Here is a 15,281-nt window from a genome sequence, read left to right on the forward strand (position 1 = left end):
CTGTCCGGTGATGTACAAAACTGAGCCGTTAGATGGGCACATTTACGTGCCGCTCCGCATGATAGGACGATCGAACCAACGGGCCAGACTCCACATACTTCAGTCCTCTTTTGAGGCCTTCTTCTTTATAGGCTTCGAATTGATCAGGGTGTATGAATTCAGCCACTTCGATGTGCATTTTAGTCGGCTGCAGGTATTGACCCAGGGTAAGAATGTCCAGGCCATTGGCGGCCAGGTCATCCATGGCTTTGTGCACTTCATCTATGGTTTCACCCAGGCCCAGCATGATGCCGGATTTGGTTCTTTTGCCAGCTTCTTTGGTTAGCCGGGTTTGCTCCAGACTTCTGGCATATTTGGCTTGTGGACGCACCCTTCTGTAGAGTCTTTCCACAGTTTCCATATTGTGAGAGACTACTTCCTGGCCCGGCTCGATCATCCTATAGAGTGCATCCCAGTTGCTTTTCACATCCGGTATGAGGGTTTCTATGGTGGTGGAGGGGCTGAGTTCTTTGACTTGTTTCACCGTCTGATACCAGATTTCAGCGCCTTTGTCTTTCAGTTCGTCTCGGTTCACTGAGGTAATTACCGCATGTTTCACACCCATGGTTTTGATGGCTTCTGCCACACGCTGAGGTTCTGCTTCGTCATATTCCGGTGGTCGGCCTGTGGCCACGGCACAGAAAGTACAACTACGAGTACAGACATTTCCCAAAATCATGAAAGTGGCCGTACCTGCTCCCCAGCACTCGCCCATATTGGGGCAGTTTCCACTCTCACAAATGGTGTGGAGTTTGTGCTCATCAACGATTTTCCGCACGTTGGCATACTCCCGCCCTACAGGCAGTTTTACGCGGAGCCAGTTGGGTTTTTTTATTTTTTGAGCCTTATCCTGAGATACTGTGGGTAGTTCTATCATGCTTGTAAAATGTAATGCAAAGAAAGCTTGGGCGGGTCAAAGTTCCAAACAAGGGATTTTACCTCCTTGTTCCCCAGTACATGGTAAAATATAAGGCGGAAAAAAGCGCCGAGTTTTTCTGCGTGGGGATCAGGATGATTTCTTTTGGAAAGGCTTCCATCGTTACCCCCATTTCCACACCGGCTACATTGTTTTTAAAGGTGCCAAACTCAAATGAAAGTCCCGCTTTGGCATTGAGTCCAATCGTAAGTTCGGATTCACCCAACCCCTGAAAAAGTTTTCCAGATCCCTGAATACTATTGAAGTTTCGGTGAACGTCAGAGTCAAAGGGAACATAATTGCCATTGTAAAGGATGTAATAAGGGGCTATGACGCCAATGGTAGGACCACCGGCCACTATGCCGCTGATCTGCACTCCCTGCTGCGGGGCCTTTTTAAATAGCAACGCTTCCCGACCATAGAGCCCTCTGATGGAGTAGAGAAAGTTCTGTTTGCCCCAAACAAATGAGGTGCCGGATGTGGGTGAAAGGTAACGCTGCTCCTGGCGGTGTTTGACGTTCATGACCTCAATCCCGTATACCGCAAAAAGGTCTTCCTTTTTTTGTTTGGCCAGTTTGAAGACGACACCCCCGATGAGGCCGCCACGGGTGTTTTTGTTGACCCCCCACGTGATCTCTGTGTCATACTCATTGCGATCAGGCTGAGCTGCGGCCAACAGGCTGGCAGAAATAAGCACCATGATCAGAATGACTTTTTTCATAAAGGATGAAGATATACTAGGACACTATAACAAATGTAAAAAGAGATTCCCCTGATTCTATGCAGATACGGGTTTAATATTCTCCACGATTTCATCAAAAGAAATGCCAAAATGTGAATTGTCGTAGATGGATTTTCCGTTTTGTATGATCAGAACCTGCGGCGATTGATGGTCTACCCCATATAGCTCGGCGATTTTGTTTGAAACCTCCCGGTAAGCGATGAGGTCGAGAAAGTAAGTCTTTACGTCTCCGGCTTTTTGAAGGTCCCATTTGCGCTCCAGGCGGCTGAGGGAGGCGGCGCTGATGGAGCACCGGGTGCTGTGCTTAAAGATGACAACAGGTTGTGTTTGTGAAAGCGTATTGATTTCTTCCAGTTGATCAATACTTGTGAGAGGGTTCCAATTCATTTCAGTCATTCCAGATTTGTGCTTCTTTGCGATCAAACTTTGGTTTCAAAGTAGTATCAGTAACAGCATTAGGCTGTTGTTTGTTCCGGTTTACCCTGGTCCAGAATAAATTCCATTTTCTCATACTATTTCGAATCATTTCGCTGTCCTGATTGGCCTTGGTGTAGTTGGCACTTGGATGCATATTATTTTCTGTAATCCATTTTTTCTTGTAGGTTCCGGTGTATGCTGCCGCTTCTTTGTTTTGCTGCGGATCGTACAGTTCTGCTTTTTGTCTGCTCTCAAACGCCCCGGTTACTCCGGATACGATAAGGTTATCAAGATCATAGTACCACTTTGACTTTTTACGGTCAGTCCCTTTATACTCGGTGGCAGCATAGTCGTACACACGTGATTTTTTCAGTTTTTCGTTTACATCAAAACGGTGCTTATTGGTGGAATAGGCCGGAGAAATCCAGCCCCATCGCATACCGTCATAAGGTGAACCTTCTGAGTACCTGGTGTCTACCCCCTTATCTTTCCTGGTGAAAGGTGATCCTGCCGAATACCTCGGATTTACGCTTTTGTCTTTGGCGGTGAAAGGCGATCCGGCGGAGTACCGCGGACTCACATTTTTCTCTCGTGTGGTGAAGACATTCCCTGCGGAATATCTTGGGCTGACCATTTTATCTTTTTTGGTAAATGGTGATCCTGCAGAGTATCGGGGGCCTGAATCTTTACTAAAAAGTCCCGAAAGGGAGAATTGCTTTTGGAATGGATCGCCAGCCGAGTACCGGGGGCTGACCATTTTGTCTTTTTTGGTATAAGGTGATCCCGCGGAATACCGGGGCCCTGAATCTTTGCTGAAAAGTCCGGAAAGAGAAAACTGCTTACGGAAAGGGTCACCCGCCGAGTACCTCGGACTGGCCATTTTGTCTTTTTTTGTATATGGTGACCCAGCGGAGTATCGCGGTCCGTAGCGCTGATCAAAAATCTGAGATAAGAAGGGTTGTTTGAAGGGATCTCCGGCCGAATACCGGGGGGAGACAAACTTGTCTTTCTTAGTGAATGGGGATCCGGGAGAATACCTGGTCGACGATTTTTTGCCAGACATGATTCCGGCGATTCCGGAGGAAGAATACCTTGGTGCCTTGTGTTCGTAGCTTTTGAACAGTCTGCTGCGGCTGGAGCTGCTACTGCGCGGGGTGACTGATTTTCGTTTGTTAAAAGAAGCAAAAGGCGACCCTGAAGAGTATCTGGGTGCTCCACCGAGTGATTCGTGTTTCTGGGCCCCGTGGCTGGAAGCTCCCTTTTTCTTTTTGAAAAGAGAGAACCCTTCGCCTTTGTTCTTTTGTTTTTGCGTTTTGAGCCTATTTTCTGAGTCGGTGATGAGCTGCGCACGACCATCATTGCTCAGATAAGCAGAAAGAAATAATGAAAAAGAAAAAATAAAGATTAGTCGCTTCAAAACCTGTTCGTGTACTTAACCAAAGATTTGAATTTTCCCGCGCAATCCCAATCAATTAACCGTATATCACTAATTAATACGCCATTAGGGCCTGTATTTTAGTTTTCAACCTTGATTTGGGCAGGAAATTTTCTTCAAGTGCTTTGGCGAAGGGAACCGGGGTATCCAGGCTGGCTTCACGCATCACCGGAGCATCCAGGTGTTCAAAACAGTGCTCGCCTATCCAGGCGGAGATTTCTCCACCGATACCACCAGTCAGGCAATCCTCATGTAAGACCAGCACCCTGTTGGTTTTTCGGGTGGTTTCAGCCACAGCCTCCTTGTCCCATGGGAGTAGGGTACGCAGGTCCAGGACGTCTGCCGCAATGCCTAGCTCATTGATGGCCTCCAGTGCCCAGTGCACACCAAGGCCATAGGTGATAATAGAGAGCTCATTTCCTTCACGGGCCAAAGCGGCTTTGCCCACCTCCGTGGTGTAGTAACCGTCCGGCACGTTTCCACTCAGAGATCTGTACAGGTATTTGTGCTCAAAGTATAAATAGGGGTTAGGATCTTCAATGGCGGCATTGAGCAGGCCTTTGGCATCGGCCGGATTGGAAGGGTACACCACTTTCAGGCCGGGCGTATGGACAAACCAGGCTTCGTTGGACTGGGAATGAAAAGGGCCTGCGCCCACTCCCGCACCCGTTGGCATGCGCACCACCACATCCGCATTTTGTCCCCACCGATAGTGGGTCTTTGCCAGGTTATTGATGATTTGGTTAAAACCACAGGTCACAAAATCCGCAAACTGCATTTCTACCACACTCTTTATTCCGGCAATCGACAGTCCAAGCCCTGTTCCTACAATGGCGGATTCGCAAAGCGGAGTGTTTCGCACACGGGCCTTGCCAAACTGCTCCACAAACCCTTCAGTGATTTTGAATACCCCGCCGTAATCAGCCACGTCCTGACCCATAATCACCAGTTCGGGATATTTTTCCATACTCTCTCGCAATCCGTCAGAGATGGCATCCACCAACCTTTTTTCGGAAGTGTGTGAACCAGCGGCCACTATTTCCTGCTCAAACGGAGCGAAAAGGTCGTCCATTTCTGTCTGTGTATTACTTTCGATGGCCGGCTGGGCAAAAGCCTTCTTTACTGAGTTGTTTACCTCAGTTCGTATTTTAGCCTTCACCTTTTCCAGCTCATCAGCAGTTACCACTTTTTCTTTCAGGAGGTATCGCTCAAAATTTTCAATGGGGTCTTTTTTGGCCCAGTGCTCCATGAGTTCTTTAGGCACATATTTGGTGCCCGAGGCTTCTTCATGTCCACGCATTCGGAAGGTCTTGGCTTCAAAAATGATGGGTCTTGGGTTTTTCCTGATGCTTTCCACCAGCGGCTCCAATTCATTGAGTACTTCCAGGATATTGTTGCCCTCTACACTGTGGGCCTCTATGCCATAGGCAGGGCCTTTCACCACAAAGGAGTCGAAATTAAACTGCTCGGAGCTGGGTGTGGAGAGTCCATAGCCATTATTCTCAATAATGAAAATGACCGGGAGGTTCCAGACAGATGCGACATTGAGCGCTTCATGAAAATCCCCTTCCGAAGATCCACCATCCCCTGTAAAGACAATGGTGACTTTGGGTTCTTTCCTCAATAGCCTGGACAGCGCAATGCCGTCAGCCACTCCCAGTTGAGGGCCTAGGTGCGAAATCATCCCTACGATGTTATGTGCTTTGGATCCAAAGTGGAAGGAACGGTCGCGTCCTTTGGTGAATCCATTCGCTTTGCCTTGAAATTGCTCAAAAAGCTGTGTTAACTCTACTCCTCTGGAAGTAAAAACACCGAGGTTTCGGTGCATAGGCAGGATGTACTCATCTTTATCCAGTGCCAATGCCGCACCCACAGAGATGGCCTCCTGTCCGATTCCGGAAAACCACTTGCTGATTTTCCCCTGACGGAGCAGGATGAGCATTTTTTCTTCTATCAATCGGGGAGTGACCAGTTCGGAGTAGATGGCCAGGAGTTGTTTATCGGACCTTGTTTTGCGATCAAATTTCATGGGGCTAAAAAATTTGCCCAAAGGTAAAATTTATCCTATCAAGTAATCCACCAAGGATTATTTAATTTTGGCGCCCAACATGGTAGCATACAAAGAACACACCCTCCCCAACGGACTACAACTGATCGTACATGAAGATCATAGCAGCCCGGTGGTTTGTCTCAACATCCTTTACAAAGTAGGCTCCCGCAATGAGCTGCCTCATAAAACGGGGTTTGCTCACCTTTTTGAGCACCTGATGTTTGGGGGTTCGAAAAACGTGAAGAATTTTGATGAGCCGCTGCAAGCGGTGGGCGGTGACAACAATGCTTTTACCAACACGGACATTACCAATTACTACATCACCATCCCCTCCGCCAATGTGGAAACCGCTTTTTGGCTGGAATCTGACCGGATGCTGAGTCTTTCGTTTGACCCTGAAGTGCTGGAGGTACAACGAAAGGTGGTGATCGAGGAGTTTAAGCAGCGCTACCTCAATCAGCCGTATGGTGACGTATGGCTAAAGCTAAGACCCCTGGCTTACCAGAAGCATCCCTATCAGTGGCCCACCATTGGGAAGGAAATTAGTCACATAGAGGAGGCGACCATGGAGGACGTCAAGAGCTTTTTTAACGCTCATTATCATCCTGGAAATGCCGTGCTGGTGGTTGCCGGAGATATATCGGAGGAAAAAGCACTCGAATTGACTCAAAAATGGTTTGGGGAAATCCCCGGCAAACCGATGAGCAATGGCAGGATTGAGGCAGAGCCCCCTCAGACAGCTCCCCGATTTATGGAGGTGGCGGACAATGTGCCGGCTGATGCTATTTATAAAACATATCACATGCCCCGTCGGTTAGGTAAGGCGTATCATGCCGCAGACCTGCTAAGTGATATCCTCGGGAGGGGTAAGTCAGCCATTCTTTTCAATGAGTTGGTAAAGAAAAAGCCGCTGTTTTCCAGTCTGTCAGCTCATGTGACTGGGAGTTGTGATCCGGGGCTGTTGGTGATTACCGGCAGATTGTTGCCGGGTGTAGCGCTGAAGGATGCGGATCTCGCGATTCAGGAGCATTTGGAACCAGTCAAACAGCATATTGATTCTGAGCTCTTACAGAAGGTAAAGAACCAGGCAGAGGCGACCACTGTATTTGCAGAAGTGGATTTGCTCAACAGGGCCATGGGTCTGGCTTATGCGGCCTTCCTGGGCGATGCAAATCTGATCAATGAGGAGCTGGGCCAGATCAAGTCACTTGAGGCAGAGGATTTATTGGAATCCGCCAGAACCATCCTCAGAGAAGATAATTGTACGACCATGTATTATCAAAAAAGAGCACAATGAAACCAAATATCAGAATAGGTTATGGGTATGACGTACATGCACTGGCTGAGGGCGTAGATTTTTGGATTGGGGGGATCAAAGTCCCACACACCCATGGTGCCTATGGCCACTCGGACGCCGATGTGCTCATCCATGTCATTTGCGATGCCCTTCTGGGAGCTGCGAACATGCGTGATATCGGGTTTCACTTTTCCGACAAGGATCCTCAATACAAAGGGATTGATAGCAAAATACTGTTGAAAAAAGTGGTAGAGCTGCTGGATGCGGCGGGCTATGGGATAGTGAATGTGGATACTACTGTCTGTTTGCAGCAGCCCAAACTCAGTCCGTACATAGAACCGATGAAGGCCTGTTTGGCGCAAGTGATGGGGCTACCGGTAGAGGATGTTTCGGTCAAAGCTACCACTACCGAAAAACTTGGCTTTGTAGGCAAGGAGGAAGGTGTGGCCGCCCATGCGGTGGTGCTGATCTATAAAAAATCGGATTTCTAACAGAATCTCCAATTTCGTTTTTACCGTTTGTTTTGTGGTTTTACCTGCCAAATTCTCTGTATTGAGGGTGAATCTTTGATCATATTGTCAATAATCTTCAAATAATTTGAAACTGTTTTCTTTTCACTGTCGTTAACAAATTTGTTAAACAAAAAAGTGAATGGGAAGTGCAGATGTGCAAACTGAAAAGTTGATCAAAGACAAAGCGAAGGTTTTGTTTTTCCAAAAGGGTTATTTGAATGCCACCACTCAGGAAATCGCGGATGAGGCCGGTGTAAACCGAGCCCTGATCCATTATTATTTCAGATCACGGGAACAAATGATGGACACCCTTTTGGATGAGGCCCTTGTGGAGAAGAAGGAAAAGGTGAGAAAGATTCTAACAGCGGATCTTCCATTCCGTGAGAAAATCGCCAACTACATAGAGACGATGGTTGATCATGGGCTAACCTATCCGTATCTGGACAACTTCATTATTAGTGAAACAGCTCGGTACCCTGATAAGGTAAGGGCCTTTTGTTCGCGTGACAGTATAAAATCTACCGATTTGATTCAGGAACAACTGGAGGAAGAGATAGCTGCAGGGCGGATGGTGCCTATCTCCCCCCAGGACTTCATGGTAAACCTGGCCGCACTTTGTAATTATCCCATTCTCGCCAAGCCGGTGCTGAAAACCATTTATGGGATGACAGATACGACTTACCGCGAGTTTTTGAATGAACGCAAACAAACTATTTACATGACCCTTTTCGGAGAGCGAATTCCCCAAACGCAATCCAAATAGGGTTAACAGAAGAACTACTCAGGACTATTTATGAAAGTTAATTTAAGCTGGCTCCGCACAACCTTTTGGTTGGTGGGGAGCATGGTGTATCCACTCATTAGTGGTGCACAGGATGAAACGAACAAAATAGAATCAGCCACGCTGGACGAAGTGGTGGCCTATGCACTCAAACACCAGCCGGGAGTGCAGCAGGCTGAGATCAATCAGGAGATTGTGAATCAGGCGGTGAAAGGCAAACTGGCAGACTGGTATCCACAAATCAGTTTTAACTACAACTATCAGCGATTTATCGATCTCCAGTCCAGTGTGATTGGGGGCGAGGTAATCCGTTTTGGAGTCAATAATACCTCGTCTGCGCAGCTCACTGCCACACAGAGCCTTTTCAATCGGGATGTGCTCCTGGCAAGCAACACGGCTTCCACTGTACGCCTCCAGGCCGAGCAGGGAACACAGCAGGCCAAAATCCAAATGGTGGTGAATGTCAGCAAAGCATTTTATGATTTATTGGCCACTCAGAAGCAAATAGAGGTGAGTGAAGAATCTGTCATCAGGCTGGAAAGCAGTCTGAAGGATGCCAGGAGCCGATATGAGACGGGTGTTGCCGATAAAACGGATTACCAACGCGCCACCATAGCCCTCGGCAATGCCCAGGCGGCCTACAAAGCAAACCAGGAGCTGCTGGGATATAAGCAGCAAAATCTGAAAACCCTGATAGGTTATCCTCTGGAGGAGGAATTGCCGATAGCTTACGATGTGGACATGATGGAGAATGAGATTTTGCTGGACACATCCGAGCAGATGAACCCCGTGAATCACATCGATTTTCGCCTGTTGCAAACCCAGCGTGAGCTGCAGGAGGCCAATGTGAAATACAACCAGTGGGCTTTCCTACCGTCCCTGAGTGCATTTGGAGCTTATAACCTCAACTATCAAAATGATAATTTCGGTGAGTTGTATAACACTAGTTATCCTTACTCGTATGTGGGGGCTACTTTGTCGTTGCCACTCTTTCAGGGGGGCAAGCGACTATCCAAAATTCAGGAGCAAAAATGGACGAGTGACAGGCTGGATGTTGGGATCGCCGATTTGAAAAACAAGCTCGATACAGAGTATGACCGGGCACTGGCCGCTTACAAAAGCAATTTGTACAGCTACCTGGCTCAAAAACAGAATGTGGATCTGGCTCAGGAGGTTTATGACATTATTCAGCTTCAGTATCAGAGTGGGGTGAAAACCTATCTGGATGTGACCATTGCAGAAACGGATTTACGAACCACCAGAATCAATTATTTCAATGCTTTGTATCAGGTACTGGCCAGTAAAATTGATGTAAATCGGGCCTTGGGCACTATCAACTATTAAAAACCAACCATTTCAAAATTTGAATTTTATGTTATCTAGAAATATACAATCATGCTCACTGATAGCTGGAATCACTTTGCTGGCGGCATGTGGAGAACCACAGCCATCAGGTATGCAGGCACCTCCGGCAGCAACTGTTAGTGTTACCACTGTGCAGGCCAGGGCGGTAAGTTATTATGATGAAATTCCTGCCAACGTGAAAGCTCTGCAGGAAGTGGAATTGAGAGCTCAGGTGAGTGGATACATCACGGGGATCTACTTCAAAGAGGGGGATCAGGTGAAAAAGGGACAGAAACTCTACACCATCGATCAGCAACAAACGCAAGCCAACTACCAGCAGGCATTGGCCAACTTGTCTGTACAGGAGGCCAATTTGGCAAAAGCCGAAAAGGATGTAGAACGCTACCGCGAGCTGGATAAGAAGGACGCCATAGCCAAGCAGCAAGTGGACTATGCCGAAGCAACCTACGAAGCGGCGGTAAAACAGGTGGAGGCAGCCAGGGCAATGGTTTCCAGCTCACAAACGAATGTGCGTTATTCAACGATCGTAGCGCCATTTGATGGGACCATCGGGATTTCGCAGGTACGGTTAGGGGCTTCTGTTTCTCCGGGTCAGACGTTACTGAACACCGTTTCCTCCAATGATCCGATTGGTGTGGACATTGCGGTGGACCAGCGTGAAATCCTGAGGTTCTCTCAGCTGCTCAATTCCTCTGCCGCGGAGACCGATTCTATTTTTCAGCTGGTATTGGGAGGTGAAACTTATCCTCACTTTGGTACTTTGAGCTTTATAGATCGGGCGGTGGATCCTCAGACAGGAACGATTAAGATGAGAATCGAATTTCCCAATCCGGAGCACGTTTTGCGACCCGGGATGTCCGCTACATTGAGAGTGGCTAGTTACGCCGAAAATGCTATCACCGTACCTTTTAAGTCCCTTACCGAACTGCTGGGTGAGTTTCTGGTCTACGTGGTACAGGATGATAAGGTATCTCAGCAAAAGGTTGCCAAAGGAAGACAGATCGGAATGGATGTGATCATCGAGAGTGGCTTGATATCCGGACAAACCATTGTAGTAGAAGGCGTTCAAAAATTGAGAGAGGGCTCGACCATCAGTATCCAGTAGTCCTGTCGGTTTACCCTTTCATAAAATCTTAAATTTTCTAATCAATACAAGATGATTGCAGACGTTTTTATAAAAAGACCTGTAACGGCCATCGTGATTTCCGTAGTGATCGTACTGGTGGGCCTGATAGCCATGACCACCCTGCCGGTTTCACAATACCCGGACATTACACCGCCTACAGTGTCCATCAGTGGAAATTACATTGGGGCTGATGCCGAGACGGTGGAGCAAACCACCACCACAGCCATAGAAACCCAGGTGAATGGTACGCCAGGTATGACCTACATGTCCAGCAACAGTACCGCTAGTGGAGCCAGTAGTGTCACAGTCACTTTTGACGTGGGTACTGATATTGACATTGCTACGCTGGATGTACAAAACCGGGTGAGTGTAGCGGAGCCTTCTTTGCCAGAAATTGTGAAGCGGCTTGGGCTGACTGTGAGAAAGAGAAATCCGAGTATTTTCATGGCCCTGGCACTCTACTCTCCTGAAGGGACCCATGATGCCACCTATCTTGGCAACTATGCAAACATCTATCTGAAAGATGCCATGCTCCGTGTAAAGGGCGTGGGCGATATCGTCTCTGTGGGGGATGATTTTGGAATGCGTATTTGGCTGAATCCGGATAAGTTGGCGAGCCTGAAGATCACTCCGGCTGAAGTTAACGCAGCGCTGGCTGAGCAGAACCTGCAGATGTCCGCCGGGACAATTGGCGGGACACCACAGCCAAAAACACAAGCATTTGAGTACAATGTGATCAGCAATAGCCGGATCAATACGGTGGAGGATTTTGAGAACATCGTAGTACGTACCAATCCGCAGACGGGGAGCATGGTCTATTTGTCTGACATTGCCCGGGTGGAGTTGGCTAAGTTCAATTATGGAAACCACCCATTTGTGATGGGACATGAGGCTGCCTTTATGCTTCTTTATTTGGAGCCGGGAGCCAATGCCCTGGAAACAGGCAAAGGAGTGGAAAAGGCCCTGACCGAATTAAGGGCATCATTTCCAAAAGATGTGGATTTTTTGATTCCCCTGGAAACCACTTCTGTGGTTGAGGTTTCGATCAGTGAGGTGACCCATACACTGCTGGAAGCACTGGCTCTCGTGGTATTTGTGGTGTTTTTATTCCTCCAAAACTGGAGGGCTACCCTGATTCCAATTTTAGCGATCCCGGTTTCTTTGATCGGTACATTCATCTTTTTTGTACCCTTTGGATTTACCATCAACACCCTGACGCTATTCGCCTTTGTATTGGCCATAGGTATCGTGGTAGATGATGCCATCGTGGTGGTGGAGGCCATCCAGCACAACATTGATGCCTATAAGATGTCTGCCAAAGAAGCCACTAAAAAGGCCATGAAGGAGATCTCCGGTCCGGTTATCGCCATTGCTTTGATCCTGGCGGCGGTGTTTGTGCCTGTTGGCTTTGTGCCTGGTATCGTGGGCAAGCTTTATCAGCAGTTTGCCATTACCATTGCCATTTCTGTTGTGATTTCAGCGTTTGTGGCTTTGTCCCTTACTCCGGCACTGAGCATGATGCTCCTCAAACCTTCCAACACGGGAGAAAAACGCAATCTCCTTGATCGCTTTTTTATGGCGTTCAACCGCTGGTTTGATAGGGTGTCTGGATCATACACCAAAAGTGTAAGTACCTGGATCAGAAAAACGCCATACGTATTGGTGATGATGATTTGTCTTTTTGTAGGGCTTACCTATATGTTCCAAACCAAACCTACGGGATTTGTACCCACGGAAGATGAGAAACGCATGTATGTGGCCTATGAAATGCCAGAGGGTACGTCAACCACTCGAAACATTGAGCTTCATCTGGAGCTTCAGCGCAGGGTCATGAGCATCCCGGCTGTAGATGTGGTCGGCGGACTGGCGGGGCTGAACATTCTGACCTTTTCGAATAAATCGAACTCAGGGACTCTTTTTGTAAACCTAAAACACTGGGATGATCGTGACCCTGAGACCGAGGGTGTTCCGCAAATTATGAATCAGATCCGTCAGATGACGGCCGATATCAAAGAAGCAAGGATTCTGGTCATTGCGCCACCGGCGATACCGGGATTGGGCCGGAGTTCAGGGTTTACCTTTGAGCTGCTGCAGACCACCAGTGGTGATGACATCAAAGCGTTTGAGGGAGTAATGAATCAATTTATTGGTGCTGCGAATCAGCGCCCTGAAATAGGGATGGCATATTCTTTCTTCTCCGCCCGCACACCGAGTTATCAGGTAGACCTGGACAAGGAAAAAGCCAAGAAACTGGGGGTGTCAGTGTCAGAGGCTTACAGCACCATCTCCACCTTGCTGGCCAGTAGCTATGTGAATGACTTCAATATTTATGGACGAAACTTTCGGGTAGTTACTCAAGCGGATACGGTGTATCGAAGTGACATAAGCGATATCGGGCGATATCACGTACGAAATAGTGTGGGAGACATGGTGCCCCTGAGTGCGCTGATTACCACCAAAATGATCGAAACACCGGCGGTTATTTCACACTACAATATCTATCGGTCAGCGGAGATCCTCGGCGCAGCCAGTGATGGATACAGCAGTGGCCAGGCCATTGAGGCATTGCGTGAAGTGGCAGATCAGGTATTGCCTGCAGGCTATAGCTATGAGTTTAGCGGGATGAGCCGTGAGGAAATCAAAGCAGGGAGCAGCACGGGGATCATTTTCGCCATCTCCATCTTATTTGTCTTTTTGTTTCTGACAGCCCTTTATGAAAGCTGGTCCGTTCCTTTTTCGGTATTGTTTGCGGTACCTATTGGAGCCTTTGGTTCTATTCTCACCCTCATGCTCCTGCCGGGACTTACCAATAACATCTACGCACAGATTGGCTTGATTACGCTGATAGGTCTGGCGGCTAAAAATGCCATTCTGATTGTGGAGTTTGCCAAGGAACGCGTGGATCAGGGAATGGATATCGTGGAGTCCACACTGGAGGCGGTACGCCTGAGGCTAAGACCAATTATTATGACCTCATTGGCCTTTATCCTTGGGGTAATGCCACTGGCCTTTTCATCTGGAGCAGGAGCGGAAGCACGTAAGACTATTGGCTGGACTGTAGCTGGAGGGATGATTGCGGCCAGTTCGCTTGCCATCTTTGTGGTGCCGGTACTGTATGTCATGATCACCAAGATCGCTTACCGCAAAAAGAAAGGAGAAGCAACCAGCTGATCAAACAAATTATTCGATATTGAAAGCGCCTTTGTTCACTCAGAGGCGCTTTTTTATTACCTCACCAGCACAAACTCATAGCCATTGCAGGGGTTGTAAAACTGGTACACGGTGAGTCCGCGAATGGGGAGGTCATAGGCATATACCGAGCCGCCATCGAACACTTCATCCAAAATTTCTGTCAGGGCAGCTTCTTCTTCTGGAGTGGGAGCAGAGGAGTAATAGTAGTTATCCAGCCAATCTATTTGCAGCCGGTTACCCACGGCAGTAGGAGTGAATGAGCGGAGGTAGAAAGCGCTGTTCTCTTGATCATCTTCCACCAAAAAGCCCACGGAATTTGCGGGGATGCTGTCCGACTCAAACCCATAAGTCATGATAAAGGCGAGTGCGTTGGGGAGCTTCTGGCTGATACTGCCTTCTTCTGCCAACGAGCGTAGACTGTCGTCAAAAATGAAGGGAATGTTCACACTGTATAGGCTGCCAGCTTGTGGCTCAAAGCCCAACCCACTGCTGTTGAAGAGGTTTTTGGTGAGGCTTCCACCTCCGGGGAGGCTGTAAACGGGTGTGGACTCAGCGGAGGTTTCACACAATGGCGCTCCGGTTTCAGAAAAGTCTCCAAGGGTCAGTTCACTGAGCTCAAAGCCTTTGCCCCCCACCTTGATCTGTATAGGTTGGTTGAAAATGATTTTTCCACCCATGAAAGTATATCCGCTGGATTGATTCAGGCTTACATGGGTTCCGGACAAAACTTCCTCCAGGGTACTTCCCGATCCGGCCAGATCGAAGAGCACCGTTCGTTTGGCCAGATCTACCGACCAGAATACGGAGATGTCCAGGTCACTGAGATAAAGCTGCTGAGTAGGGTTAGCTCCACCGAAAAGTCTTGGAGACTGCCCTGCATACAGATCAAAATTTGCAGCGATCTCTCGCGAAAAGGCTGACGCGTCTGTGGCATTGGCTGGAGTGAAAACAATGGAGCTGGGATCATTCAGGTCTGATTTACTACGGAAGTAAAGATCACCATCGTCTTTTTCCTCATAGACAAACTCAAACTCCGCACCAAAGCTGGCCTGATCCAGTTCGAAAAGATAATGGAGCGCGCCATAGGTTTCGAAAATAAGCTCCAATCCCTGCCCGGCATCTATCCGGTAGGGAATGGTCTGTTCGTGAAATTCCCCGGCGTTGGCGGCCAGGTCGGTGGAGATGGTGACTGTGCCATCGGTTTTAAACTTCATGATCATGAAAAAAGCACCAGAAGCAGAAGTGGGCTGATACAGGACTTTCCACCCCTCGGAAGGGTCTGTGAGATCGTCGCGGAGGTTTTCGATGGCCGTAGACACCCGGTCTTCCACAGAGGGCAGTCCTTTTTTATCCTCCTGGCAGGCGGTGAACAGACTCACGATCAATAGGCTCAGTAGAATCTTCCTCAT

The 15,281-nt window shown here is 48.2% G+C and carries 12 protein-coding genes; 6 read left to right on the top strand and 6 right to left on the bottom strand.

Annotated features, from left to right (window positions below):
- Positions 1 to 28 precede the first annotated feature (28 nt).
- The 5 genes from lipA to ACHKAR_RS10645 all read right to left on the bottom strand — a co-directional run bounded on the left by lipA (position 29) and on the right by ACHKAR_RS10645 (position 5,578).
- Positions 29 to 916: a lipoyl synthase gene (lipA, locus tag ACHKAR_RS10625; RefSeq protein ID WP_159582547.1), complete on the bottom strand. Its 888-nt coding sequence runs from the start codon at positions 914 to 916 to the stop codon at positions 29 to 31.
- A 58-nt stretch (positions 917 to 974) separates the two neighbouring features.
- A complete protein-coding gene (locus tag ACHKAR_RS10630; RefSeq protein WP_395417409.1) occupies positions 975 to 1,676 on the bottom strand; it encodes a hypothetical protein in 702 nt (233 codons plus the stop codon).
- Between the two features lie 57 nt (positions 1,677 to 1,733).
- A complete protein-coding gene (gene ytxJ / locus ACHKAR_RS10635) occupies positions 1,734 to 2,084 on the bottom strand; it encodes a bacillithiol system redox-active protein YtxJ (protein ID WP_159582548.1) in 351 nt (116 codons plus the stop codon).
- A 1-nt stretch (position 2,085) separates the two neighbouring features.
- Complete coding sequence (locus ACHKAR_RS10640) at positions 2,086 to 3,531, bottom strand: hypothetical protein (RefSeq protein WP_395417410.1); 1,446 nt, start codon at positions 3,529 to 3,531, stop codon at positions 2,086 to 2,088.
- 73 nt (positions 3,532 to 3,604) lie between these two features.
- The gene (locus ACHKAR_RS10645; RefSeq protein ID WP_395417411.1) at positions 3,605 to 5,578 is read right to left on the bottom strand and encodes an alpha-ketoacid dehydrogenase subunit alpha/beta; all 1,974 of its coding nucleotides are present in this window, start codon (positions 5,576 to 5,578) and stop codon (positions 3,605 to 3,607) included.
- Positions 5,579 to 5,657: 79 nt separating this feature from the next.
- Here ACHKAR_RS10645 and ACHKAR_RS10650 point away from each other — a divergent pair, with 79 nt between their 5' ends.
- The 6 genes from ACHKAR_RS10650 to ACHKAR_RS10675 all read left to right on the top strand — a co-directional run bounded on the left by ACHKAR_RS10650 (position 5,658) and on the right by ACHKAR_RS10675 (position 13,851).
- Entirely contained in the window at positions 5,658 to 6,896 is a 1,239-nt protein-coding gene (locus tag ACHKAR_RS10650) for a M16 family metallopeptidase (protein ID WP_395417412.1), read from the top strand.
- On the top strand, positions 6,893 to 7,387 hold the full coding sequence (ispF, locus tag ACHKAR_RS10655) for a 2-C-methyl-D-erythritol 2,4-cyclodiphosphate synthase (protein WP_395417413.1): 495 nt from the start codon (positions 6,893 to 6,895) through the stop codon (positions 7,385 to 7,387). The genes ACHKAR_RS10650 and ispF overlap by 4 nt, the downstream gene beginning before the upstream one ends.
- A gap of 160 nt (positions 7,388 to 7,547) precedes the next feature.
- Positions 7,548 to 8,171 carry a TetR/AcrR family transcriptional regulator gene (locus ACHKAR_RS10660; RefSeq protein ID WP_395417414.1) on the top strand — a complete coding sequence of 208 codons (624 nt, stop codon included), beginning with the start codon at positions 7,548 to 7,550 and terminating at the stop codon, positions 8,169 to 8,171.
- Between the two features lie 30 nt (positions 8,172 to 8,201).
- A complete protein-coding gene (locus ACHKAR_RS10665) occupies positions 8,202 to 9,533 on the top strand; it encodes a TolC family protein (protein WP_395417415.1) in 1,332 nt (443 codons plus the stop codon).
- 28 nt (positions 9,534 to 9,561) lie between these two features.
- Positions 9,562 to 10,659 carry an efflux RND transporter periplasmic adaptor subunit gene (locus ACHKAR_RS10670; protein ID WP_395417416.1) on the top strand — a complete coding sequence of 366 codons (1,098 nt, stop codon included), beginning with the start codon at positions 9,562 to 9,564 and terminating at the stop codon, positions 10,657 to 10,659.
- 51 nt (positions 10,660 to 10,710) lie between these two features.
- Positions 10,711 to 13,851 carry an efflux RND transporter permease subunit gene (locus ACHKAR_RS10675; RefSeq protein WP_395417417.1) on the top strand — a complete coding sequence of 1,047 codons (3,141 nt, stop codon included), beginning with the start codon at positions 10,711 to 10,713 and terminating at the stop codon, positions 13,849 to 13,851.
- 56 nt (positions 13,852 to 13,907) lie between these two features.
- Here ACHKAR_RS10675 and ACHKAR_RS10680 read toward each other — a convergent pair whose 3' ends face one another.
- Positions 13,908 to 15,281 carry a DUF4302 domain-containing protein gene (locus ACHKAR_RS10680; RefSeq protein WP_395417418.1) on the bottom strand — a complete coding sequence of 458 codons (1,374 nt, stop codon included), beginning with the start codon at positions 15,279 to 15,281 and terminating at the stop codon, positions 13,908 to 13,910.

It is taken from the genome of Marinoscillum luteum, assembly GCF_044005705.1.
Classification (GTDB): Bacteria; Bacteroidota; Bacteroidia; order Cytophagales; family Cyclobacteriaceae; genus Marinoscillum; species Marinoscillum luteum.